The organism is Bacteroides sp. An279 (assembly GCF_002159615.1).
In the GTDB taxonomy this organism is placed as follows: domain Bacteria; phylum Bacteroidota; class Bacteroidia; order Bacteroidales; family Bacteroidaceae; genus Phocaeicola; species Phocaeicola intestinalis.
Window position 1 is genome coordinate 20,282 of the sequence record NZ_NFJA01000022.1, and the last position, 25,668, is coordinate 45,949.

A 25,668-nucleotide genomic window follows, 5' to 3' on the forward strand; every position below is an offset into this window, starting at 1 on the left:
CCCTGTCTTATCTTAGGGTTATTGCCGATAATGTTTGTTTTACTCCCACCACTCCCTCATCTTGTAAAGACGTATCCGGTAATATAGCCGCTCCATCTTGCGGACATATATCTTCTCGCCATAATAGAACTTGTCGGGAAGACCGTCTTCTTCATCACTTGGTGCAGGCGCTTCTTCATAAGCGCCCACTAGAGTGGAAGGAACTATATTCTTTACATTTCTGGTATTCATTCGTTCAATCTGTTGCCGGGAGATGTGCAGGCCATCTCCTTTGATATGTTGCAGCAGGCTGATGCAAATATCTATCCAGCGGTTGAAGCTGAAGTTACCATTCTCGTTCGCTATCAAAGAATGTGAGAAGTAAGCCCTCATACAACGCAATTTGGCACACTCCAAAGCATACAGATATTGCCAGTCATATTGCGGGTCGTGGGCGGCATGTTCCACCAACTCGTCAATAAGCGGTTGCAGATGTTCTTTTTTCCATTCGTTGAAACGCTTGCGGTGATACCACAAGCCACGCTCATAACTTGCGGTAGCCATTTTTTCGGAGTTTCTTTCTTCTTCCGTAGGCTTATGGCCGTTGCTGTGGCTGTATGTGTTCCATTCAGCAAATACCGTTACCCATTGTTCAAACTCCTCATCGGAATACAGTTCCTTCGGCCTGCGCATCCCTCGTCTTAGCAAATCCTTTTTCTCTTCTTCCGACAAATACGACACGTCAGCCAACGGATAGCTGTAATCACTTTGGCTTAAACCTGACAACATCTTAGGTTCGTCCATATTATTCTGCTGTTTTGAAATTATAGATTGGCTTTATCACATTCATAATGTCCACCGTATCACGAATGTTTCCGATGATTTCATCCTTGTGATGCGTCCGGTACCATGTGGGACGGAACAGCTTTCTATCGTTTTCATTTTACTTTATGAAAGAATACGTATCTTTAATTGTTTCTTTTCGTCTTCAACCAATTTATCCCACAGGCGTGAACGCTGCAGGGCGGATGCCGGAATATAATCCTGGTATTTCTCCAGAAACTCCATGCTGTACAAATCATCCCGGTTATAACAGTCGATGATTTCACTCCAATCCCAATATTCGGCAAACTGTTCCAAGAGCGCGGGAGTCAGTTCCACGCTTGAATTACCCGACAATTTAGACCAGTTCCAACAATTCTTGTATTTTCCCAGATTTTCAGCCGTAAACAGATGTTCGTTGTCGGAACCGGAAAGCTCATCCCAATCTACTTTGTTCTTGAACTTCTCTATCATGGATACAGTCCAAAGAATGTTCCGATTGTCGGAAATCTCTTTCCACGACACCTTGTCCTTGTACTTTTCCAGCAGTTGCTCATTCCACGCAAACTCGCTTGACAGTTCTTTCCATGCGGCTTCTTCCAATACCTTAGCCATAAAATCGTTGTTCCAGTTCTTTGTTGCCATACTACTTGTCATTAAAAGGTTTAACATCTATTCTGCTGCAAAGTAAAGAGTCTTAAATGCCAAAACGCGGCATAACATAAAAGAAATGCAGGAAAAGAGAAAAAATTAAGATTGGGCTACGATTTGGCACAGGAGAATACGTAACTTTGTGGCATAACCATAAAATGATAGTAGCATGGCAGCAAATCTTTTGGGACGATATGTCTGGCTGATGGACATTCTGCGAAGACATAAGCGTTTGACGTTTGAGGAAATCAACGAACTTTGGCAGGAAAGCGGACTGAGTTATGGCGAGGAATTGCCTTTGAAGACTTTTCATAACCATAAGAAGGCTATCAAAGACATATTCGACGTATATATAGAATGTGACCGGAAGGATGGATACCGTTATTATATTGATGAGCCGGAACGCATCGAAGGAAACAATCTGCGCAGTTGGCTCATCAGTTCATACGCCACATTGAATCAGATAAAGGCAGACAATAAGTTGGAAGACCGAATTATTTTTGAAGAAATCCCTTCAGGGCAGACTTGGCTAACCTGCATTGCGGATGCCATGCGGCGTAATCGAGTATTGAGTATTACGCACCAAGGTTTTGGCAAACCGGAACCCAGCACATTTGAGATTGAACCATATTGCCTAAAAGTCGTGAAGCGCCGTTGGTACGTGGTGGCACGCAGTCCCTATTATTCAGACCGGAACAAAGAAAAAGGCATCAAGCCCACCGATGTCTATCGGGTATATGCCCTCGACCGTATTTCAGATATTCAGGATACGGGCAAGACATTCAAAATGAAGAAGAACTTCAATATCAATCAATATTTTGAAGGATGCTGTGGAGTAATCACATCGAATGAACCTATACAGCGCATTGTTCTTTTGGCTTATGGCGGTTTTGCCGATTATCTGCGTACCTTACCCTTGCACGAATCACAACGGGAGATAGAGGGCGATGATGAGTCCACGCTCTTTGAATACCATCTGAAACCGACTTTCGACTTCTATCAGTTGGTTCTCGCCCAAGGAGACCAGGTGGAAGTGCTGGAGCCGGAATCCGTGCGCAACGAAATGCGCAATTTTGCAAAAAACATGTTGAACTATTATACTTGGAAAGAGGAGGATAAACCATGCAAGGAATAAATTTCATCGCCATCGATTTTGAGACAGCTACAGGCAAACGTGCTTCCATCTGTGAAGCAGGCATCTGCGTGGTGCGTGACGGAGAGATTGTGGAAACCCGTTCGTGGCTTGTCCGTCCGCAAGGAAATAGTTACAGTTATTGGAACATGCAGATTCACGGTATCCGACCGAATGATACAGAAAACTCTCCGGAATTTCCGGAAGTATGGGCAGAGATAGCCGAATACCTTAAAGACATTCCCGTGCTTGTGGCTCACAATGCCGCTTTTGACATCGGTTGCATCCGTCATTCGTTGGAACTATACGGCATTAAGAAGCCTGACATTACCTATTATTGTTCCCTCCGTGCAGCACGCAGACTTTACAACTTCGGTTGCAACAGTCTGGACTATCTCTGTGACCAGTTCAAGATACCTTATGGGCAACACCATCGGGCTGGAGATGATGCGGAGATGTGCGCACGGCTGTTTCTAAGGGAATTGGAATATGCAGGTGAATTGGAGAAGCTGAGGAATTATGGAGGGAAATTGTAAAACGACAAATAAACTCATTATACGATGAATACATTAGAATTAAAATCTATTGCGGAACTGCGCAACATGGCGTTTTATATTCCCGCCTATCAACGGGGATATCGCTGGACGCAGCGACAAGTGAAAGATCTGCTGAAAGATATTTTTGAGTTCAGCGAGAAGAAAGAGGATGCCGGAATCTATTGCCTGCAGCCATTGGTTGTGGTGAAAAGAACTATCAGCGAATCCCTTATCGACGAATCCTCAATCATGGAGAAAATTCGTAAGACAGACAAGCTGAGCGAAGTCAGACGTATCTTGGAAGCTTCGAAAGAACAATGGGAGGTGGTGGACGGACAGCAACGGCTGACCACCATCCGCCTCATTTTGGAAGTACTAGAATATCCTCGTTTTTACGAACTTGAGTATGAAACACGTGAGGACAGTGCCAAATTCTTCTTAAGCGGAATCCGGAAAATTTTGAGTGAAATTGAAAGTCAGTCTTTTGACTCTAAGCCAGAGGATAACATTGACTATTACCATATTAAACAAGCAGTCAAGTTAATCTGCAAATGGCGGGAAGGGAAAGATACGACTCGCTTCCTGAATTTCTTGCTCAATCAAGTAAAGTTCATCTGGTATGAAATCCATGAGGAAAACAACCCTAAGGAAGTGTTTACCCGACTGAACATCGGAAAAATTTCGTTGACCAATGCGGAACTAATTAAGGCTCTCTTGTTGAACAAATCCAACTTCGATACGGAGGATTACAGCAAAGTCAGGTTGCAGCAACAAGAAATAGCCATGGAATGGGATGTTATAGAATATTCCCTTCAATTCAAAGAGTTTTGGCTGTTTCTCAACAAGCCCGGCAGCGAAAGTCCTACACGCATCGACTTTATCTTTGACCTTATTTGCCAAGAAGACATGCTGCAGTGTAAGTCTACAATGGATAAAGAAGAGATGCAAATAAGTGATGACCTCAAAACCTTCCGTTACTTTAACCATTTCTTAGAAACACAGAAACAAAAGGAAAAGGCCTTGCAGACCATTTGGGAGAAAGTGAAAGAGATTTTCCAGACCCTGCAGGAGTGGTTTAATGACAAGGAACTGTATCACTACATTGGTTTCTTGATTTGTGCCGGGAAGACTGTGAACGAGATTTATCAGAAATGGACAGGATATGCCACCAAGTCAGTTTTCCGAGAAAAATATCTCATAGGAGCAATCAAACAAAGTATCCGTTATAAAGACATTGAAAATACCGTCTATGAAGTTGACGCAGAAAGTTCCCAAGATATTAAAGGCGGAAACAAACGGAATTGCCTTTCCATTTTGCTTTTGCACAATCTACAGACTGTCATCAACCAAAACAAGGTGCTTGCAGAAAACCGCAAATATAATGAAGGCGTATTCTACAAATTTCCGTTCCATTTGTATAAATCGGAAGGATGGGATGTGGAGCATATCGATTCCAACACTGAGAACCAACTGAACGACATACGATCTCAACGCGAATGGTTGCTTAATGCCTATTTTGGACTCCAAGGTGAGAAATTCAAGGAGATCAAGGATAATATTGAAAAATTCTTCAAGGAATTTACTGGAAAGAATTACGAACAAAACGAAGACCCCGACAAGCAGAATACACGTAACGAGCGATTTGAAGAGTTGCGAAGCACCATTGATGACATAAACGGGAATATTCGATTGTCTCAGACAGAGAAGAACAAAATATGGAACTTTGCCCTACTGGATTCATCCACCAACCGGAGCTATGGCAATGCCATCTTTCCAGCCAAGCGAAGAGTCATCATAGGCAAAGATCAGGGTAAGAGATTCCTTCCTTCAACTGTTGACGAGAATGGGAAAATTGTGAATTGTGAAGTTCAAGAAGGCCAATCCTCTTTCATCCCGCCATGCACCAAATCTGTATTTCTGAAGTACTATAACGACGCATCGTCCGAACCCAATACTTGGAATAAGGAAGATGCCAAAGCCTATATGAACAATATCAAAGTCACACTTAAAGAATTTCTATCATGACTGAATATAGCAAAAACATTTCATTCTGGAGTCTGTTGATATCAAAGAAAATCGTCATTCCCATTATTCAGCGGGACTACGCACAAGGTAGAATAGGTAAAGAATACCTGCGTGAACGTTTTCTTGGCCAGTTGTTTGATGCTTTACAGCAACAAAATACTGAATTGGTGCTTGATTTCGTTTATGGAAGTGTTGAAAAAGGTGTTCTTTATCCGCTCGACGGGCAGCAACGTTTAACTACTTTGTGGCTGTTGCATTGGTATTTGGCTCTATGTGCTGGAACTTTGGAAGAAGACAAGAAAGTGCTGCAACGATTCTCATACGAAACAAGGGTATCGTCCAGAACCTTTTGCCAAAAACTTTGTGAGATTGACGAAAGCTACACTCCCCAAAAACACGGCATCGCTGCTTTCATTCGCAACCAACGTTGGTATTATTCGGCCTACGAGCAAGACCCTACCATACAATCCATGTTGCGCATGTTAGATGGTACGAACATTAAAGACAGCAACGCAACAGACATAACCGACGGTATTGAAGAATATTTCATCAATATAAATACAGAAGGAAAAGCGTTGGAACTTCTGGAGAAACTAAAAGATAAAGAAAAAGCCCCGATCAAGTTTTATCTTCTGAACATGGAAGACAAAAATATGCCACTGACCGATGACCTGTACATCAAGATGAATGCCCGTGGCAAAGCCCTGACTGACTTTGAGAATTTCAAAGCCGACCTGCTGAAATACAAAGTGGACGACCGGAAGTATTTAATACCGGAGAATGATGCAAGTGAAGATAGCTTCAGGGTGCTGATGGATACTCGTTGGACAGATATATTCTGGAATTTTCATTCCGAAGAATACCGCATTGATGAAATCTATATGAGTTTCCTCAACCGCTTCTTTCTCAACTGGTACATAGCCAACACAGAATCCAAACAGAAAGAGATTATAAACGACAATTTGTATAAGATGCTGTCTGCCACAGATAAGGAGGAGGGCAAAACAGACTGTCATTATCAAAGCATAACCGTCTACGAACCCATATTTATCACAGATTGTATCCGTGTGCTTACTGCTTGTCTGAACAATCTGTGCGAACTATATGAGGAGAAGGACAAACAGACCATAGATGAACTATTCAGGCCTTATTGGAAGTCAGACAAGCAAAAGTCCAGTAACACCCCCTTCTATTTCATTCCGCGTTACGAAACAGGAAACAGTCCATACACGCTTACCTATCCGCAGCAAGTTGTTTTTCATGCCATTTGTGTCTATCTCTCCACATGCAAGAAAGTAGAATTAGAAAGGCTGAAAGACTGGATACATTTTGTTTGGAATATGGTGGAAAACAGCGATATAGATAAGGTACAAAGCATCAGTGCCATTCGCTTCTTTGCAAAGGGTATTAACGAATTACCCAAACTTGGAGATGAAGCAATGCTTGTCAACGCCTCGGATGACATTACCGCTTATTTGTCTGGAATAGACGAAAGTCAGATAAAAGACACATTCGGCCGAAGACAACTTCTGGAAGAAATAGCGAAAGCCAAACAGATAATGAAAGCCCCTGACTGGAAAGAAAAAATATATGCAGCAGAAAACTTTGCGTTCTTCAAAGGTGCCATTGCTTTCCTTTTCACTGACGGAGATGGGAAGACTGATTGGAACAATTTCGATAAAAAATTGGAAACCGCAAGGTTGTTGTTTAATAAAGGAGGGGTTCAGGCAGACCAACGCGTGAAGGCTTTGCGTACATTATATAGTTACTGCGATGATTTTAATTCACAATTCTGGAGGGATGCTAAGATATTCAACTGGAGTACAGAGACATGGAAAGAAAATATCCTGACTAAAGTCAATGCTTCAAACGAATATATCTATGCCAAGCCTGTTCACCATCTGTTGATGGGAGATGCTCCCTCGGAAGAAAAGAAGCAGGATGAGAGGCTGCAACTATTGGCAAATGAATCTTTTGTCACATTCCTTGTAAAGGAAAACAAGAATAATGAAGATATGTACATCCGAGATCCGCATAATGCCTTATATTATTGCGGTCGTAAATACGGAGTGATGCTTGAGCATAAAATGCGTGATTCCTATTTGAATCAATTGTTGGATGCAAACAAAATAGAATTGACAGACAGCAATAACAGAATAGCCGATACTGGACTGTTTTGGGGAAATTTTAGCATAAACTTTATCTATCATGCAAACGGAAAGGATCTGCATCTGCAATGGTATCGGCAGCGTAACAATAGGGAATACGATATCTATCTCATGACGGAAGATTGGAACTACATGAGACGTACCACTAAGTTGGAAAATGAGCAAGGCGATAGGCAGGACTTTTACTGTTTTAATATCGAAAAGCCGGCTGATGGCATTTCATATATTGAGTATTTCTGTCAGCTGGTAGAAACTGAATTTAAAGAGTTTATAGAAAACAATAATATCTGATGAACAGCCTATCCATCCTCCACCTCTCCGATACCCACAGTCAGCATCGGCGGCTCACCCAGCTGCCCGATGCTGACATCCTTGTACATTCAGGGGATTTCACCATGAATGGAAGTGAGCAAGAAGCCATTGATTTTATGAACTGGTTTTGCGACCTCCCTTATTCCTACAAAATTTTTATCTGTGGCAATCACGATGCCTGCCTATATGGAGCCAAGATAGACGGGTTGGATAAGAATGTGTATTACCTATGCAATTCCGGTGTGACAATTGATGGCGTTAATTTTTATGGCGTTCCCATGTTTATGGAAGATTGTATCTCTGAACGTCAGAGCCGTAACTATGCCGCCATACCTGCCGACACAGATGTATTAATTACCCATTGTCCGCCCTATGGCATTCTTGATTTTGACGATGAGATAAACTATGGTTCGACAGAACTTTTAGCGAGAGTAGAAGAAATAAAGCCTCGTTTGCATCTGTTTGGCCATATCCATAAACAGCATGGCGTAAAGAAAGACGATTCAACTATTTTCTCAAATGGTGCAATCATGAATGGAGATTACACGAACTTCAACTTTTCGAACCTGATTGAAATATAATGAAAGTATTGATTATTCAGAAGATGTGTTCAAAGAAATAGCAGCGAAATTCATTCGCTTTTCCCAACTTTGCTTTTTAATTTGCTGACAAGTTGCTGGTAAAGACCGGGCCATAGTAGAGGTGAAAAACAGCCTTATTGGATGGCATCGTACATGATACCTCATGTGGAACAATATACAACCATTCCTACATTCCTAATGCCATCGTATAAACGAACAAAAATATCACCAATACTTTCATCCAGAAGTCAGAGAACCAAACACCTTCATTCCGCCTAAGGATTTTGCGCATATTGGATTCATGTTCCGTTAGCATCTTCGCCTGTTCGGAACGGTGATTTCCCAGCATGGTTTTCCATGTCTCAGTGGCTTGGTTTAAGAGCTGTTGAAGCTGGACAAGATGTTCGAATTTTATAGTTGCCTTGAACCGCGTGTTTCGTTCTGCTTTTACAATCGCATTGCAAATACCGTTAATGATATTGCCGGAACTATCAATAGCAGTTTTCAATATCATTGCAGTATCACGCTCTGCTTTAATAGCATCCTGAAGGTCTTGATGGATTTTCAGCAATGCCTCTTTTGCTTCACGGATTTCTGTGAACCGCTTGTCTGCATCCTGCTTTTCAGCCTCTATCTCATGGCTGATTCCAGCCTTTTTCAACATATCATCAACGTTTATTGATGGAATGATTTTTGATTTTCCAATTCCCTTGATTCTTGTCTTTTAATAGTTCATATATCAATAAAGGATTGTGACTTGGTCATGTTTTCTTTGGATAGCATCACACCCTCACCCATGATACATTGGCGTACCATTTCAAATGTCAGGATGCCACCCTTGTTCAGATTCATCAGCATTTCTTTGTATTTGGGAACAAAGGTATCTTTCCACTCTTTTTGAAGTTTGTAGTTCTCGCTCTTGCATTTAGTCGCATTACAGATGTCTGAGAACTTTCTTTCAGTGAAAGAACTTCCGACAATAAGATAAAAGAATTTGCGGTCTATCGTGAAACGGAGAGATAACGGAAACTCGCACGCGTTTTTCCTGCGAGTACGTGAATCCAACACGACAGAAACAGAACAGTTCCGTTCCTTGAAAAGCGACAGGGACTTTGTCAGTTTTTCCATTGCATTCATTGTTTATGTTCAACATAACCTCTGAATACAGACGCTTTGCAATGTGAGGCATACATATACAAAACACTGCATATAACCACAGAGTTCCTATCCTTTAGGCAGATAAAAACATTGTCGTTATATGCAGCGGTGCAATCTCGTTGTCTTCTGTCGCTGACTGGTAACCGGGCTTATGCTAATCGATCTCAACCCCTGAAGCAACTCTCGCGTTTCGTTTGTCATAGAGTACCCTCCGACTGGCACTCCCTCTACGCATTGATTCATCGGAATGGGATAACCCTCCCACGGCGGTTAGGCAAACTCACTTTTCTTTTTCAAGAAAGAATACCACCAAAGGTCATGGCTTGCCACAAATGCATTATGCAATACAAAAGTACAATATTATTCTATAAATCAAGATGTAAATGAATATATTTGAACTTATTTAACCGCCAAGTAGAGTCATATTAACAGAATATTTCAATGAATTATGTTATAGAATGGCATGGGATTTCATAGAATTTCTATGTGTAAACAGAACCTACTCAAACCGTTTGTTTACGCATTGTTTACGCAGACAAAGAAAAAAGCACTTGCGATTTCTCGTAAGTGCTTGATTACTAACGTGGACCAGCCAGGGCTTGAACCTGGGACCTCCAGATTATGAGTCTGTTGCTCTCTTCGGCATAGAAAAGCTGCGCTTTCCTATGCAACCAACTGAGCTACAAGTCCTTTGCACATCATTGCTAACAAGTTAATGAACTCTATTAAGAATGAATTAGTCAACAATCAGTCAACATTCGTTCTTGTTGCAAAGATAGTCATTCTTATGGGTTTATGCAATGATAAAGGCTATATTTAGTAAGTTGTTTGCAACTATTCCTATATTGAGAGATAGTATAGTTTTTATGATAAGGTATTTGTTCCGGTAGGTGATTCCTGCTTTTATATCAGTATTCCCGTTTTGAGAATGTCTGCATAGAGAGGATTGTTGATGTCCTCTGTATGGTTGCCTTTGCTGTATGAGCCATAAAGGTAAAGAGCCTTTAAGGGCAACCGTTCTGCGACTGCCGCTTTATAGCGCTGTGCCAATTTTATAGCTTGCTCTTTATCCATAGACAAAACTACCTTTATTTTAGTTTATCAAATGCTTCTGCAAAGAAACGGTTAAACCATTCGTAGCTCTGATTAGTGATTTCGTGTTTAGCTGATTTCTTGATATAGATTGCCACTATTTCTCCATAATTGGAGTTCCCGTCTACAAATGTGATATTGTCAAAAAGATGCAGATTTTCTTGTACACGCTTGATTCCCTCATAGAAGTTGTATTCTATGATTTCATTCGCAACATCGTGTCCTCCAAATAACTTTCTCTGCATCACCCTTGTTGTGCTTTCTTCCAAAGACCCTAAGCCGAAATATAAAAGCGAGATTTTATATCCGGCTTCCTTGAACTCCCCAATCATGTTCAAAATAAGGTCGTTGGAGAAGTTTGTTTCAAAAGCGAAGTCTTTATGCTGTGCAATGGCTTCATCTTTTTGCTTCTGCAATTCGCTTGCTACTGTACCACTTATCCAGCGTTCTATCCAATCAGGATGTTCCTTACGCAGATTGAGTGCAAGCAAATCACCATCAAAAGATTTGCAATGCAAATAATAAGGAGACAAACGGCTCTTACCAGCTCCGTTTGCACCTGCTATTACTGTAAATTCAGGACGTATTTCCATTCCTATCTGTTTAACAGGTAAGCGTATCTGCCTTTCCCCTTGTCTGCAACTCTTGAAATAACCTTGTAGCTTCTTTCCTTACGGTTGAACTCTACCAAATCTTCACTACCGTCAGGATTAGCCAAATAGAAGTTGCCTTGCTTATCCCAAAATGGAATAGAAATGCCTTTTGCCCAGCCCTCCAAGTAAATGTGTTCCACTTCCTTGCGGACATTCTCATTCACTTCCTTGACGGTCTTTCCATTGGAGAGTTGAATGTTTTCTATTTCTGCATATTCGCACATAATAGTCTATGATTTGTTTTGAGCAAAGGTAGTGAATATTGTTGAATTATAGTACAATAAGCCACTGATAAATGCCTTTCAAGTATGATTTTTAGCAAGAGGACTATTTTTCTACTCCTCCTTATAAATTGGATTCGTTCAAAAAAGTACCAGCTAAAAAGAAACGGCATCCATATTGAATAAATGCCATTTCTTCTTATCAAGTTTTTTAGAAGCCGAAGCCAATAGAAACAGACACACCATGAGGGTAAATATCCGTTTTATTTTGTTCTGACACCCATCCCATTTCATTTGGCTTTATCCAATCATCACAAGGGTTGGCATTGTAGGTATATCCAACTTTTAGAAACACAGATAATCCTTTATAGAAGTTCCAATTAACGCCCACTCCCGGATTCATATAAAAGCCTGACGCATCAAGTAGGCTATATCCGATTTTTGCATCTATGAAGGGAGAAACTTTCTTCTTTAACATGGTGTAGTTAACATCTGCATATATGGGAATGGCAGTATAGCTATCTCCTAAACGTATTCCAGCACCTGCACCCACATAAAGGTATGGGTTAAATTGAAAACCATGTGTTGTGTAAATATCAGTGGTACTAAACAGTCCCATATCATCGGTATGCAGTGTTCTGCCACCCTCAATAGAGCCTTTATAAGTTTGCGCATTGCTTGTTGTGGGAGCTATGCTCAATGTAATAAGAGCAAAGAGCAACCCCATAATTCTTAATGTTTTCATCTGTCTTTTGTTTTTATATTAAACGTATATCTTATTACTCGTTTGTCACTCTTATATATTTCTCAATCTCTCCGTTTATAAGCTCGTCTATGCTGTCTGCATATATCCTTTGCCGGCTAATCTGCCTTATAAGGCTGTCATTGGATAGTTTGAGTATCTTGAAATGCTGTTCTCCAAAGCCCTTATTATAGATAATCAACGAATCAGACTTTATAAAGCGGTAGGTAAATTCACCTGTTTCAGGTGGGCAGTCAACCTTACCATCCTTGTAAAAGCAATGAGTACCAAGAGCATTTACATAGCCACTTCCATATTCTACCATTTTCCATTTTCCTACTATTATGCTATCAAGAGAAGCTGATTGTCGCTTGTCAATATAGCTATAAATAAACGGTAAAGCGAACATCGTAAAATAGAGTGGTGAATATTTACAAAAGAAGTGCAACATAGCATTTCCTATTTATTATTGTAAAGCAAGAAGCGTTGTTAGTTGCCATTGCTTAACAACCTTTCCGGCGTTATTAGTTATTTCAAGTGTATCATAACCTAATGTTACAAGTTGTCTTGTAAGTGCAGGATTAGAAGCAAGCATATTCCCTATGTTTATAAAGTCACTATCTGCCAAGAAAGCACCTGTCATGGTTCTAATTTTAAGTCCATGGTATAAGAAGCTGGAAAATTGATGCTTAAAAGCGTTATTCCCAAATGAAGATTCTGCTTTAAGAAATATGGGCACAACATCCATAATAAATGCTTGCTTTGCAGATTTATTGAAATCGTTAAGAAACTTATTCCTCTCCTTGTTATTTGTGAACCATTCTATTATCCTATTCCACCACATATCGATTACTGAATTTAAGTTTGAACGAAATATCTTTATGCTCGTTGATGATTTGTTGTATATTTGCTGGGAGTTCCATTTCGCATTTTTTATATAATTGTAGTAACTTAGCTATATATTCCGTCAATTCTGTATTCATTCGTTCAAGACTTGTGATATCTGAGGCTGTACCGATTATTACAAATTGCTTTGCAGCATCTTCTTTTACCCAATCAACATCATAAAGTGCTGGTTTCAAGTGGTTACTGATATAACGACCTTTCCCATATGAAGTAGATACGAACACATTTGCAGGCTCGGCTTTTATCTTAGACTTATAGCAAAGAGATTCTTTTTCCCAACAAGTTTCAATAACTTCTTCAATCCTAGCAAATTCTCTTATGTTAATTGCAAACTTTAATAATCCCATTTCAAGTAAATAGCTATTCGATAAAAGATATTACAATAAACCCTTGTTAGTCAAATATTCTACAAAGTCCATTGTTAAAGAAGTGGAGTGTTGTTCTGTTAGCTGCTTCTTAATTTTTTTGATTGCCTTGTCGGTGCATCTTGTATCACCTCCGGCAAAAGCATTGCTGAATGAATATCCCCATGCAGATAATTGAAAATTGAACTGAGTGTTGCAGAAACTGGCTAATGCTTCACCGAATCTTTTACCATTTGAACTTTGAGCAATATATGCACCCCATATATTGGTTGCAATGTCATCGCTATTTACAAGCCTACGTTCCTTCAAGAATTTTAGTAGTTCACTAAAACTTGGCTTGATTTCTGCTACAATTTTTACAAGCCCTTCTGAACCGGATTTTTTGTGATATGTAATATCCCAATACTGATATGTTTCGGTAAAAGGAAAATTGTAATTATAATATGTAACTTTCATTTCTTACCTATGAGTTCCTCATCCCCCGTTGGAACATTTAAGTTATTATATGCGAAAAGCGTGAGGACTGTATCTTGCTCATCCACACTATCAGGCTTCTCGCATTGCCCACGCAAATGGATAAGCAACAGCCACTCACGCTTGCGAGGTATATAGTTCTCCCTTTCAGGATAGTATATATCCGTAGCGTGAGCGTTGTTGCTACCCGACCTCTTTGCGTATTCAAATTTTGCGAGAATTTGATAGTAAAGGCGAGTTTCAATAACGCTCTTCGTTCTCTTATGTCTGACAACCTTTCGGAAGTCAGCCACAAAGTTAGCAAAAAGCGTTGAATATCTGCATCTACACAAAAGATTTTTGCTTATTTCTGCTAAATAACAGCATTTTAGATGAAAGGTAAATGTGCATCATCCAACAGACCACTTTCTACTATCCTTTTACAAAGCTCATGTGCAGCCCTGTTTCTAAGGTCTGTCCCATAGTTCTCACTGCCCACCATTCTTATAATGGCTACAACAGTCCTTACTAAATTCTGCTGCAATGTACGATGAAAGAACCTTGTACTTTCTGCAAACCTTTCAGGATTCCAACTATAATCATTCAAGGCTCTTTCCAAGTCTTTTGCAGCCTTGTATTCACGTGTATTATGTATGTCCATTTTTATCTTGTTTATTACTATATTTATAAGAGTGTCAGGAATAAAAATCGGACACTCCCCATAATGAGGAATGCCCGATTGTCAGAAGTGAATCAATAAGCACTTAGTCCAAGAACCAAGCGTATTTCGTATCTCCATGCAGTGCATTGTTGATGCCTACCGCCACTTCCGTTGCATTCACAGCCCTTTGCAGATAGGTGTCAATATAACTGCTCTTGTTGGCTTCTGTCAGCAAGTTGTGGAAGTCAAACATGGAGATGGTGTTGCCTTTAGCTCCAAAATTTGGATTGGTGAAGTAATCACGGCAGACATTGTTTATCTGACTGTCCGTTATCAGCAAACGGGGTACTGCTCTTTGATAGCCATTAGGCAGAGCCTGATATAATCTCATCCTACCCACTATTTGGGCAAACTGGGTCTCTGTCAGGTAAGACTGTGATAAGGTCTGCATCAGGTGAATCTCCCTCGCAGGGTTGAAGTTGTAGAACAGTTCAAGGATAGCTTTATAAAGGTCGTTCAGGTTCATCACCTCTAAGGAGAGTTTCACCCCATCCCCTGTAAGGACTTGATTGGAACAGATGTTGACCCTCCAACCTATAAAGACGGAGAACTTCTCTATGCCTTTATTAACCCTGTAAAGGTTTAGGTCTGAATAGTTCCTGACACCACCAATGCAAAGCTCCAACTTCTGCCCGTTCACCTTTTCATGGATGGTGGGAATGGTGAATGCAAAAGCCAGTCTTTGGTAGAACTGTGTCTTTTCAGATTCCAACAACTCACTTGCTTTCTTGCCAAGTGCTGACGGAACCCTGCCACGTACTATGTGCGACACACGTATTGCAGGCTCACAGATAGTTTCACCTGAAAACATGGTCTGTGCTGCTTCATGCACAGTGTGGATGAAATCCTGATGTGAGATAGTCAACTCCTGATTTGCCCATGTAGGCACTACGCATTGAGTAGTCAGTTCCTCAATGGAGATTTCAGAAGTGTTAGCTTCCAAGAAATTCACATTGGATTTGATAGAAACCTTTTCTTCCTCTCTCACTTCCTCAAAAGGAACGTACTCTGCTTCTTCTCTAAATGATGAATGATTTTGTACCATTGGTACGGATAATAATGTTGCTTCCATAATTTAATTGGGATTAAGTGTTATTGATTACAAGGACAATGACTATCATTGTCATATAGTTATAGAAGTTTATAGTAGGATAGGTTATATTTTTCTCCTGTACTTATCGGATAGGTTTTACTTTTCCATTCCACTTATGGGGAGGGAAGTTTTTTGAGGTGTAGTCGCTTGTATGTAACACTTTCCGTATTTTTTGATTGGCACAAGTTCCTGTTTTGCGTTGTATGTCGCTTTTAAGTTGGAAAGGGGCTATTGCGAATTAGAATTGAGTGGTGCTATATGTACAAGATTCAAAGTCAAAACTTATTGTATAAAATGAAATAGGTAAAATCTGTTGGTACAACATAAGGTGTAATTGCTTCAATAATGAGTGGTACTTTTTTCAACTTTACCCTATAAGCATAAGTTATTGCCGAAAAAAGTCCTTTTACTTGCTCATCCTGTATGATTGTGAGCCAAATCGTTGAAATATAGACGTGAACAATATGTAAGGTACTGTTTTTATGGTTGGAGCTATTTTCGTTTGGAAGTGTCCTTAAAGGTGTATATATTTGCTTATATCAGGATTCAGAGAGGAAAAAATTACTATCTGACCCTTTTAATTAGAAAATCGACATATCCATTTCTTGCAGATGGGAATAAAGCCGGAAACAATGTGTTTCGGTTTTATTTTGTGGGTACTGTCTGATTTTCTTTCCTGATGTCCTTAGAAAGATAGATTGACTTCAAGATTTTTTGGACTGTCTGATTTTTTGTCCTGACCTCCTTAATAATAAAGATTAAACCGATGGAATATCGGACACAGATTCTGAGATTCGGATATGTTGTATTTTCAATTTTGTGTTATGGTTAAAACTATAAAAGTACCAACTAATGTAAATTATTTGAATAAATGGGCAGGCTTTGAACTGCCGAGAGGAATTGTAAACAAGGGAATAACAGGATGTGGAGCTACCACCCTTGCCATTGAAGATGAACATAAGACTGTCATTTGCAGTCCAAGAATCAACTTGATTAGAAACAAGTGCCAACAGCATAAAGGGGCTTTGGCAGTCTATGGTGATGTTAGGAATGGAGATATTGAAGATTATCTAAGAAACAGCCCAAAGCCTAAACTTTTGGCAACGTATGATTCTGTTCCACGATTGAACGGTCTTATAAAGGATAAGCCGAATTGGAGAGTAGTCGTAGATGAATATCAATATCTTCTAATAGATAGTGGATTCAAGTCAGAAACGGAAATAGCCTTATTAGAAACATTGAGAGATTATTCGTATGTCACTTATATCTCTGCCACCCCTATTGCAGACAAGTATATGAGGCAAATGGATTGGTTCAAGGATTTGCCCTACACAGTCTTGGAGTGGAGCAATGTGGAGCAGAGGTTTGTCAAAAGGGTGCAATCAAAGAATCCGATAAACAATGCCATTGAGATAGTCAGGAACTATCAGAAAGGCATTTATCCGTTCATCCTTATAGATGGAGAAAAGATGGAATCGAAAGAGTGTGTTATCTTCTTGAACAGTGTGACCAACATTATAAATATCATCAGGCAAACAGGATTACAGACTGATGATGTCAATATAGTAGTGGCTTCTACTCTTGAAAATGAACAGCTTGTAAAGAAGTTAGGGCTGGATTATGGAATAGGTGTGATTCCATTAAAAGGAGAACAGCATAAGAAATTCACGTTTTGCACTTCCACAGCCTTTGCAGGGTGTGACTTCTATTCAACCTGCGCATCTACTTTTGTCATAAGTGACAACAAGAAAGCCTACACTTCCATTGACATTGCTACGGAGTTGGCTCAAATAGCTGGTCGGCAAAGGTTGGAATGCAATCCGTTCAGGAACACGACTACTTTCATTTATAATGTGGATGTTGGAGAAAATAAAGATGATTCTTATAAGTCTGCTTTGGAAAAGAAACTGCAAGATTCCAATGAATATGCCCAACTTAAAAACAGTTTGACAGGTAAGAATAGGGAATTTGCTATCAAAGAAATTCAAACTTGTCAAAAGCTGAATAAATATAGTGAGCATTATGTATGCTATAATGAGGCAACCTACTGTTTCTTTGTAAACAACATGGCTTATTTGAATGAGTGTTTTTCTTATGATGTGCAGAAAGAGAACTATTTGGACGGCATTACAGTTAGGAAGCAGTTGGAAGATAGCGGCTTTAATGTTAGTGGGAATGAGGTTCATTTGGATTATGAGGAACAGTTGGAGTGTATTATTAAAAAAGAAGGCTTTGCCGATAGGATGAAACGCTATTGCGAGTATCGTAGGAACAAAGAAACCTGTATGTTCGTATTGGTTGATGAAGTCATGGAACGTCAATGTGAGGACTTGAAGCTGTATTATGATTCGCTGGGTTATGAGCGGATTAAGGCTCTTGGTTATAAGGAACTGAATCTTAAAAATGAAATGATGAACAGACGGGAAACCTATCATCTTTATAAGGAGTTCAGGGCTATCTTTCCTGTTGGAACAAGAATGCTTACTGATATGATAAAGCAGAAAATGGAAGAAGTGTATGCAAAATATGGAATCAGGCAAAAGGGAGTTGCAAGCCATTTGGAAAAACGGTTTGGAATTAGGACAAAGCCTGTAAAGATTCCGTTGGCAGACGGTAGCCGGAAAAGTGGCTATGAGTTTGTATAAAAATAGAGGGCAAACCGTGTAATGCGGAATGCCCTTTACTTTTTAAGGAACAGGTTGTTCAAAGAATATATTCTTCTTTAGTTTGTGAATCAGCGATTTACATAGATTGTTTTCATTATTCGCATTCTTCTTGATATGTACCTTTGTAAATATGGTTAGCAAGAGTATCAAATTAATCAGCTTTTCGATGGCAGGACAGGGCAATTTTATATTTGCATTGGTGTTTATTCCAATATTGACTTGCAGAGGATTGCATCTTTTGACAAGTGACACAAATTCGCCTAAGTCAAAATCCATGATAGGCTCTACCGTCACAAAAGTTTCAATGCCTAATTTTGCTATGGCATTCATGGCTTCCGCCCTGTCTTGTGGGAGTGGGGCATTGTTCATAATATCAGGATAATGACGGTTTGTTTCCAATGTGGTGCAAATTACGGCTTGCTTTCTTTCCACATCAAACAACGGGTGGCTGATGAATTGCAACAAGCGTTGTAGATTCTTTGTCTGAAACATAAAACGTGTCCTTTCTTGCTGTGCTTGTCGGGAGGTCTTAACAAGGCAAAAATCAAGAACTTCTTTTATCCATTCGTCTTTTACATTCTGTGCAAACATATCAGTACTGCTACCTACAAATATAAATTTGTTTATTCCAAAATCCCCTTGCAATTCATTTTCAACAAGCCTAACCGGCTGCGCATCAGGGTTGATTTTCTTCATGTAACAATAACTGCAATCATGGTAACACTTACCTTTTATCGGATTCCATGTATGAGTTACAAACTCGTACATATTCCCTTTCCTTTCATATAGTATCATGTGTTCAAATTTTTGTTACCGACAGCTTCAGGAATCCCCGTATAAGGGGATTCTCTGAAAGCCATATCCATTTGTAGGTTACGCTATTCTGCTTTCAATTAATCGGAATTGTTCAATCACTTTTTCTTCTATGAGATTGCCCTTGTCATTGTGCATGGCTTGACAGTCATTAGGTGTTATCCGGCTGAATATGTCAAAGGCTTTATCTTCTCCACCCTCATTGAATAAATCGGAAAACCTTTCGGACAAGTATCGTTTGGAAATGTCTTTGTCGGAGAACCCTTTATCCTTACAAAGTGCGATAAAACGGTTTCCACGCTCTATATTGTGGGCTGGAATAATTGGCTTCTTCACTTTGCCTCTACCTTTCTCATTCTTGCCTTGACAGAGTAATGACAGGCTTGTCTTATTCATGGCTTTGGGATTGTTACAATAGATTATGTTCAATGTGCTTAGAGGATAGCCGTTGGGGTTATCGTCTGTCCTGATAAGCTCATTGTATTTATCAAGTAACTCATCTTGTTTTACATTGGCTGCACCACGAATATAATCATCCGTTTTCCACGGCATTTTAGTGATGTTTACGGCGGAGATATATTCCGCAATGGTTTCATTTTCTGCAAGCTCTATGAGTATGCCGGGAACTTGAAATGTACGCTCACCTTGTTTCTCACGTTCACGATTGAGCATAGAAGCGGCATAAACACGGTGTTGCCCGTCAATAATGAGATAATAGCCATTCGCATTGTCCTTGTTGATTTCATTGCCATTGATGTCAATAAGAACAATGTCCCCATTGGCAATAGCATCCTCAGCACGAAAGACCTGTACCATCTCTGCCTTGCGGTAGCCTTTGAGGCCCATTTCAGCCAATAGTTTTTTGACGTTTGCAAAATTCACTTCACGGTTAATGCCCTTGGCGAAAGCCACCTTACGAGTTTCGTTATTTACTGAAACTTCGACTTGAAAATAATTTTCTTTCTTCATATTTCCAGTGTAATCAGGGATAAGTCAGCCACAACGTGTGGTCTGCTGTCTGATTTCAGGTGCAAAGGTACTACGGCTTCAAGGTTCAATTACAAGTAAGAAAAACACGCTTTTCTTACTCTAATGTAAAGCAAACACTGCTGGTAATGGCATATCCTTGTATCTTCTCATCAACAAGTCAAATGTCCCGTTATTAAAAGTTTCTGTATCCAATGGGCAGTCATTTTTTCCATGAGCAATTTCCCCTGTCAGCCAAAGAACGCTAAGAGAAAAAATCCTCTCCGCCTTTGTGTATTTACCTTTCTTTTCTTTCGTATATTTTATTGGGAGGTTATCTAGCAGGGTCTTTATCAAGATATAATCTATTTCAAGTTTGTCAGGTTTGACGGTTTCAACACTGTTTAAGCCCTCAACATTTGAATTAAGGAAAACAGCAAACAAAGACTTTATGAATCTATCATTTTCAAATTTTATATGTTTCCTGCCAACACTTACATCAAGTTTCAGGTGTACATCAGGCTGTTTCTCAATCAAGCCGAACAGACGCTTTATCCTTTCTGTTACAAGTTCAACATCTCCATGTTCCCACCATCTTTTAAGTATATCCCATAAATAAACGATAAATTCAAAAGTCGGTTTTGGCTGTATGCCTAACTCCTTGATTGATTCCTGTATTTCTTTCAGTGAATAGAAATCTGTTTCTGACAACTTGCAGTATTCAAGCCTTTCCTGTCTAATTTCATAATAGTTTATGGCGGCTTGGGATGGGAACCATTCTTCACCATCAAAATCAGGATAGAGCAAAGCATATTTACGGATATATTGTAACCGTTCTTTTATGTCGGTACATTTTTCTGCCGGATATTTCTTTATCCAAGCATTAAATAATCTTTCTTCCTCCCATTCTGCATTTTCCTTGTAATCGCCAGGTAATGTAGGGAGTGGTTCTCGTTTTCTTAGAAAGTCGGATATTTCCATAAATGCTGTTTTGCTACAAAATTAAGAAATAATCCTGCCTATCGTTCTGATAAATAGGATTATTTTCATTAAAACAGTGATTTCATTGCTTCATCTATCTGCTCATTGTCAAAACTGTCAGGGTAGATTTGGGTTACTCTTTCAGAATTATTTGCCAAACACATATCTCACCACCTTATCATTAGCTTTATTCTCATTCACAAAATCACGCTCTATATAAATATCGGTCACTTTCATAGAATCGTCAATGTGGTTCAAAGCTGCATGAATTACATATTTATCAATGCCGACTTTGTTCAAGGCAATGGTAGCCCAGCTATGCCTTGCAGCATAATATTCCAAATCATCCACTTCTAATGTAGCACCAATCTCTTTAAGCCCATAGTTGATGGCTTTGTTGAAGCCTTTTTCATCTGCATAGTATTGATAGAAGTTGAATAACCGCTTACCTGTCTTGTCCTTGTACTTCTCTATTAAAGGCAAAATTATTTGAGGAACATCTACTACCATCTTCGCATTATCCAATCTGCGGTCTTTCGTTTTGGTTCTATAATAGGTGATAGTGTTATTCTTCATTTCTGTGGCATTATAAAGGTCTGCTGAATTGATTCCCATTAAACAGAATGAGAGAATAAAGCAATCTTTTGCCAAATTATAGCGGCAAGTGGCTTTATAGCCTTTCTTCATGTCTTTATAAGGCAGCTTCCATATCTTCTTTATGATGTCTGTGGATATGGCTCTCTTACGTGTAGCTTCCTGCTTGGGTATGGCAAAGTCCTCAAAAGGTGAGTGGGGTATCAGAATCAGATTCTTGTCTTTTCTGTTGTACTTCTTCTTAGCTTCATTGAATAGCTTTTTGATGCTCACCAAATAGAGGGACAAGGAACGATTAGAGGGAACACGTTTGCCTTGTGCTATCAGTTTCTTTGTTCTTGCTTCACGCTCTTTATTCAAAAACGCTTTGAAGTTCTCTAAGAAGTCAAGGGTTATCAGATTCACGTCCAATTCTTCTTTGCCAATGAAGCGTATTAAGGCATTAAGGGCAGACGTGTAATTGGCTGCGCCTTTAATAGTAGCTGAGGCTATCCACTCACGACTGAACTTTATGAAGTCAATGGTTTGCTGCTTCTGACGTTCACCGTCCAAATAGTCCATTACTTCATCAAGTGTATAATGGTTTAGTTCAATTTGTAGCTTGGCACACTTCTCCTGATAACTGCGAATCAGGCTATCCACTTCTTGCCTGATAGATGATGTCTGTTTGATTTTCAAGTCTTTAGTTAAGTCTTTGTTGGTGACAAACAAACTCGTTGACAAACGCTTTACTTTCCGGTCAAGGGTAAACCGTAGCTTGACATTGTACGTTCCATCCAACTTCTGTTCTTGCTTCTTGATTTCTGCTTTGATAGTCAGCATCTTGCACATCTTTTAATTAGTCAACAATTAGTCAACAAATGATGTGAAAGGCACAGATAACTGTATGTTTAAGATTGCCACAGGAGCATAAAGAGGGCAAAAAGAAAAGCGTTAACTGCTTGATTTCGTGCAATTAACGCTTTGTTTTCGAGTGGACCAGCCAGGGCTTGAACCTGGGACCTCCAGATTATGAGTCTGTTGCTCTAACCAACTGAGCTACAAGTCCTATTAGAAGTATCCCTTAAAAACTGGTGCAAAAGTAATTGTTTTGACTGACTTTTGCAATACTTAAGCGGTTTTTTTGCAAAAAAAAACTAATCACGAGCAATGCTTCCAATATATATTGTATTTTTGCGGCACTTAAATTAACTAATAAACAGGCATTATGTCACAAAAAACTAATGAACCGCACCTGACTGGATTGTCTGATCAGGAAGTTCTCTCCAGTCGTGAGAAGTATGGAGTCAATCTTCTGACTCCTCCCAAACGACCATCTATGTGGAAACTGTATCTGGAAAAATTCCAAGACCCTGTTATCCGGGTGTTGTTGGTCGCTGCAGTCTTTTCACTTATCATTTCTATTATTGAGAATGAATATGCCGAAACCATTGGCATTTTCTTTGCTATCTTTTTGGCTACAGGCATCGGATTCTATTTCGAATACGATGCAAACAAAAAGTTCGACCTGCTGAATGCAGTGGGCGAAGAAACTCCTGTTACGGTTATCCGAAACGGGAAGGTACACGAGATTCCCCGCAAAGATGTGGTGGTAGGTGATATCGTCATTCTGAACACAGGTGAAGAAGTGCCAGCCGACGGTATCTTGCTGGAGGCCGTATCGCTTCAAGTGAATGAATCGAGTCTGACAGGAGAATTGATGGTAAACAAGACTACAGTGGAAGCTGACTTTGATGAAGAGGCTACCTACCCCTCGAACAGCGTGATGCGCGGTACAACCATTACTGACGGGCATGGCATGATGCGGGTAGAACGTGTGGGCGATGCTACTGAAATCGGTAAAGTAGCGCGCCAGGCTACGGAGCAAAGCCAGGAACAGACTCCGCTGAACATTCAGTTGACCAAACTCGCCGACTTAATCGGGAAAATCGGATTTACGATTGCGGCACTTACCTTTATTATATTTACCTCGAAAGATCTGTATGCTTACTTGCAAGTGAATACAATAAGCGACTGGCATCAATGGCTTGACATCGCCCGCATAGTATTGAAATACTTCATGATGGCGGTTACCTTGATTGTCGTGGCTGTTCCCGAAGGCTTGCCGATGAGTGTTACGCTTAGTCTTGCCTTGAATATGCGCCGGATGTTGAAAACCAATAACCTGGTGCGGAAGATGCATGCTTGCGAAACAATGGGTGCCATCACCGTAATTTGTACGGATAAAACCGGTACACTGACACAGAATCTGATGCAGGTATATGACGCAAAACTGGATGAAAGCCAACCCGACCTGATAGCAGAAGGCATTGCGGCAAACTCTACCGCTTTCCTTGAAGAGAAAGCGGCAGGTGAAAAGCCGTCGGGTGTAGGAAATCCAACTGAAGTGGCACTGCTGCTTTGGCTCAACGGCAAGGGTAAGAATTATGAAACGCTGCGGGCAGGTGCTAAAGTGGTGAACCAACTTACGTTCTCCACCGAACGCAAGTATATGGCTACGCTGGTAGATTCGCCTATCCAGCAAAAGCGGATACTTTACGTGAAAGGTGCGCCCGAAATCGTGATGGGAAAATGCAACGTAAGCAAGGAACAGGTAGATGCCAACAATGAGCAGCTGCTTGCTTACCAGAACAAGGCGATGCGTACCTTGGGGCTTGCCTATAAGATAGTGCCCACAGATGCATCGACCGATTGTGCCGAACTGGTAAACGAGGGCGGATTGACCTTCTTGGGCATCTTTGCCATCAGTGACCCGATTCGCCCCGATGTGCCTGATGCCGTGAAGAAATGCCAGTCGGCAGGCATCAGCGTGAAGATTGTGACCGGCGATACACCGGGAACAGCTACCGAGATTGCCCGTCAGATAGGTTTGTGGAAACCCGAAGATACCGAACGCAACCGTATTACGGGCGTGGAGTTTGCCGCTTTGAGCGATGAAGAAGCACTCGACCGTGTGCTCGACTTGAAAGTGATGAGCCGTGCCCGCCCGATGGACAAGCAACGATTGGTGCAACTCCTGCAGCAGAAAGGTGCTGTAGTGGCTGTAACAGGCGACGGAACCAACGATGCCCCGGCATTGAACCACGCACAGGTAGGACTTTCGATGGGTACAGGTACATCGGTGGCTAAAGAGGCGAGTGACATCACCTTGCTCGATGATTCCTTCCATAGCATTGCCACCGCCGTGATGTGGGGACGCTCCTTGTATAAGAATATCCAACGTTTCATCGTATTCCAGCTGACCATCAATGTAGTAGCTTTGCTGAGCGTATTGTTAGGCGCATTCTTCGGCACTTCCCTTCCGCTTACGGTGACGCAGATGCTTTGGGTGAACTTGATTATGGACACCTTCGCCGCCATGGCACTGGCATCTATTTCGCCCAGCATGGACGTGATGAACGAGAAACCTCGTAAACGTACCGACTTCATTATCACGCCGGCGATGCGCAACAACATCTTTGGCGTAGGGTTGGGATTCCTCGTCATCCTGATGGGTATGTTGGCTTATTTCAAGGGATTACCCGAAGGCTTGCTTCCCAACGGCGAAATGAACGTGCACTACCTTACCGTATTCTTCACGGTATTCGTCATGCTCCAGTTCTGGAATCTGTTCAATGCCAGCGTATTCGGAACCAACCATTCCATCTTCCGTGACGCCAGCCACGCATTGGGTATGCTGAGTGTGGCATTGATTATCCTGGTCGGACAGTTCATCATCGTCACCTTCGGCGGCAAAGTGTTCCGCACCGAACCGCTTCCGCTTATGGAATGGCTTTATATCATCGGCGGCACGTCGTTCGTATTATGGATTGGCGAAATTTGGCGAGGCATCAAGCGTTTGTCTAAGAACTGATAAGTAAGTGTGCAAAATTAAATGAATATTACCAGAAACACAGATTTTCACGGATTAGCGCAGATTCTTTTAATTTAGAAGCTGTTTTGAATTTATCGTGCGATGATTTGGGATGAGTTTTTGAGGCATTTTCGCTTGTGTGATGAGGAAGATAGCGGGCTATCTGACGAAGAACAGGAGCGAAA

24 protein-coding genes, 2 tRNA genes and 1 pseudogene are annotated in these 25,668 nt (G+C 40.6%); 7 read left to right on the forward strand and 20 right to left on the reverse strand.

What is annotated here, in order from left to right:
- Positions 1-39: 39 nt before the first annotated feature.
- Both B5F78_RS05860 and B5F78_RS05865 read right to left on the reverse strand, forming a co-directional pair.
- Positions 40-783 (reverse strand): hypothetical protein, encoded by a 744-nt coding sequence (locus tag B5F78_RS05860; protein WP_087249063.1) that lies wholly within the window; start codon positions 781-783, stop codon positions 40-42.
- A 144-nt stretch (positions 784-927) separates the two neighbouring features.
- Entirely contained in the window at positions 928-1,446 is a 519-nt protein-coding gene (locus B5F78_RS05865; protein WP_204429485.1) for a hypothetical protein, read from the reverse strand.
- 175 nt (positions 1,447-1,621) lie between these two features.
- Here B5F78_RS05865 and B5F78_RS05870 point away from each other — a divergent pair, with 175 nt between their 5' ends.
- Genes B5F78_RS05870 through B5F78_RS05890 form a run of 5 tightly spaced genes read left to right on the forward strand, consistent with a single transcriptional unit; the run spans position 1,622 to position 8,206 of the window.
- Entirely contained in the window at positions 1,622-2,587 is a 966-nt protein-coding gene (locus B5F78_RS05870; protein WP_087406257.1) for a helix-turn-helix transcriptional regulator, read from the forward strand.
- Positions 2,575-3,120 (forward strand): 3'-5' exonuclease, encoded by a 546-nt coding sequence (locus B5F78_RS05875; protein ID WP_087406258.1) that lies wholly within the window; start codon positions 2,575-2,577, stop codon positions 3,118-3,120. The genes B5F78_RS05870 and B5F78_RS05875 overlap by 13 nt, the downstream gene beginning before the upstream one ends.
- Before the next feature lie 24 nt (positions 3,121-3,144).
- Positions 3,145-5,145, forward strand: a complete 2,001-nt coding sequence (locus tag B5F78_RS05880) for a DUF262 domain-containing protein (protein ID WP_087406259.1) — start codon at positions 3,145-3,147, stop codon at positions 5,143-5,145.
- Positions 5,142-7,604, forward strand: coding sequence for a DUF262 domain-containing protein (locus B5F78_RS05885; RefSeq protein WP_087406260.1), 2,463 nt, complete (start codon positions 5,142-5,144; stop codon positions 7,602-7,604). Before B5F78_RS05880 ends, B5F78_RS05885 begins: the two co-directional genes overlap by 4 nt.
- Positions 7,604-8,206, forward strand: coding sequence for a metallophosphatase domain-containing protein (locus B5F78_RS05890; protein WP_087406261.1), 603 nt, complete (start codon positions 7,604-7,606; stop codon positions 8,204-8,206). The genes B5F78_RS05885 and B5F78_RS05890 overlap by 1 nt, the downstream gene beginning before the upstream one ends.
- Positions 8,207-8,393: 187 nt before the next feature.
- Here B5F78_RS05890 and B5F78_RS05895 read toward each other — a convergent pair whose 3' ends face one another.
- The 13 genes and pseudogenes from B5F78_RS05895 to B5F78_RS05955 all read right to left on the reverse strand — a co-directional run bounded on the left by B5F78_RS05895 (position 8,394) and on the right by B5F78_RS05955 (position 15,589).
- Entirely contained in the window at positions 8,394-8,870 is a 477-nt protein-coding gene (locus tag B5F78_RS05895; RefSeq protein WP_087406262.1) for a hypothetical protein, read from the reverse strand.
- A gap of 71 nt (positions 8,871-8,941) precedes the next feature.
- Positions 8,942-9,334, reverse strand: a pseudogene (locus B5F78_RS05900) (integrase); the annotation flags it as partial.
- A 614-nt stretch (positions 9,335-9,948) separates the two neighbouring features.
- A tRNA-Met gene (locus B5F78_RS05905) sits at positions 9,949-10,054 on the reverse strand.
- A gap of 213 nt (positions 10,055-10,267) precedes the next feature.
- Positions 10,268-10,438: a hypothetical protein gene (locus tag B5F78_RS17520; RefSeq protein WP_164470541.1), complete on the reverse strand. Its 171-nt coding sequence runs from the start codon at positions 10,436-10,438 to the stop codon at positions 10,268-10,270.
- Between the two features lie 14 nt (positions 10,439-10,452).
- Positions 10,453-11,049: a zeta toxin family protein gene (locus B5F78_RS05910; RefSeq protein ID WP_087406263.1), complete on the reverse strand. Its 597-nt coding sequence runs from the start codon at positions 11,047-11,049 to the stop codon at positions 10,453-10,455.
- 2 nt (positions 11,050-11,051) lie between these two features.
- Entirely contained in the window at positions 11,052-11,333 is a 282-nt protein-coding gene (locus B5F78_RS05915) for a xenobiotic reductase B (RefSeq protein ID WP_087406264.1), read from the reverse strand.
- 208 nt (positions 11,334-11,541) lie between these two features.
- Entirely contained in the window at positions 11,542-12,075 is a 534-nt protein-coding gene (locus B5F78_RS05920; protein ID WP_087406265.1) for a hypothetical protein, read from the reverse strand.
- A 34-nt stretch (positions 12,076-12,109) separates the two neighbouring features.
- Positions 12,110-12,397 carry a hypothetical protein gene (locus B5F78_RS05925; protein WP_140400053.1) on the reverse strand — a complete coding sequence of 96 codons (288 nt, stop codon included), beginning with the start codon at positions 12,395-12,397 and terminating at the stop codon, positions 12,110-12,112.
- Between the two features lie 141 nt (positions 12,398-12,538).
- Positions 12,539-12,916 carry a hypothetical protein gene (locus B5F78_RS05930; protein ID WP_087406267.1) on the reverse strand — a complete coding sequence of 126 codons (378 nt, stop codon included), beginning with the start codon at positions 12,914-12,916 and terminating at the stop codon, positions 12,539-12,541.
- A complete protein-coding gene (locus B5F78_RS05935; protein ID WP_087406268.1) occupies positions 12,903-13,325 on the reverse strand; it encodes a hypothetical protein in 423 nt (140 codons plus the stop codon). Before B5F78_RS05935 ends, B5F78_RS05930 begins: the two co-directional genes overlap by 14 nt.
- Before the next feature lie 30 nt (positions 13,326-13,355).
- Entirely contained in the window at positions 13,356-13,799 is a 444-nt protein-coding gene (locus B5F78_RS05940) for a hypothetical protein (RefSeq protein WP_087406269.1), read from the reverse strand.
- A gap of 385 nt (positions 13,800-14,184) precedes the next feature.
- Positions 14,185-14,457: a hypothetical protein gene (locus B5F78_RS05950; protein WP_087406271.1), complete on the reverse strand. Its 273-nt coding sequence runs from the start codon at positions 14,455-14,457 to the stop codon at positions 14,185-14,187.
- Between the two features lie 103 nt (positions 14,458-14,560).
- On the reverse strand, positions 14,561-15,589 hold the full coding sequence (locus B5F78_RS05955; RefSeq protein ID WP_087406272.1) for a DUF3871 family protein: 1,029 nt from the start codon (positions 15,587-15,589) through the stop codon (positions 14,561-14,563).
- A gap of 884 nt (positions 15,590-16,473) precedes the next feature.
- Between B5F78_RS05955 and B5F78_RS05960 the strand changes: the two genes are divergently transcribed.
- Positions 16,474-18,255 (forward strand): hypothetical protein, encoded by a 1,782-nt coding sequence (locus B5F78_RS05960; RefSeq protein ID WP_241148255.1) that lies wholly within the window; start codon positions 16,474-16,476, stop codon positions 18,253-18,255.
- A 42-nt stretch (positions 18,256-18,297) separates the two neighbouring features.
- Here B5F78_RS05960 and B5F78_RS05965 read toward each other — a convergent pair whose 3' ends face one another.
- The 5 genes from B5F78_RS05965 to B5F78_RS05985 form a co-directional block, all read right to left on the reverse strand.
- Positions 18,298-19,071 (reverse strand): hypothetical protein, encoded by a 774-nt coding sequence (locus tag B5F78_RS05965; protein WP_087406273.1) that lies wholly within the window; start codon positions 19,069-19,071, stop codon positions 18,298-18,300.
- A 78-nt stretch (positions 19,072-19,149) separates the two neighbouring features.
- Positions 19,150-20,058, reverse strand: coding sequence for a hypothetical protein (locus tag B5F78_RS05970; RefSeq protein WP_087406274.1), 909 nt, complete (start codon positions 20,056-20,058; stop codon positions 19,150-19,152).
- 120 nt (positions 20,059-20,178) lie between these two features.
- The gene (locus tag B5F78_RS05975; protein WP_087406275.1) at positions 20,179-21,036 is read right to left on the reverse strand and encodes a hypothetical protein; all 858 of its coding nucleotides are present in this window, start codon (positions 21,034-21,036) and stop codon (positions 20,179-20,181) included.
- A gap of 147 nt (positions 21,037-21,183) precedes the next feature.
- Positions 21,184-22,452: a phage integrase SAM-like domain-containing protein gene (locus B5F78_RS05980; protein ID WP_087406278.1), complete on the reverse strand. Its 1,269-nt coding sequence runs from the start codon at positions 22,450-22,452 to the stop codon at positions 21,184-21,186.
- 152 nt (positions 22,453-22,604) lie between these two features.
- Positions 22,605-22,678, reverse strand: a tRNA-Ile gene (locus B5F78_RS05985).
- A gap of 159 nt (positions 22,679-22,837) precedes the next feature.
- Between B5F78_RS05985 and B5F78_RS05990 the strand changes: the two genes are divergently transcribed.
- The gene (locus B5F78_RS05990; RefSeq protein ID WP_087249049.1) at positions 22,838-25,483 is read left to right on the forward strand and encodes a calcium-translocating P-type ATPase, PMCA-type; all 2,646 of its coding nucleotides are present in this window, start codon (positions 22,838-22,840) and stop codon (positions 25,481-25,483) included.
- Positions 25,484-25,668: the final 185 nt, after the last annotated feature.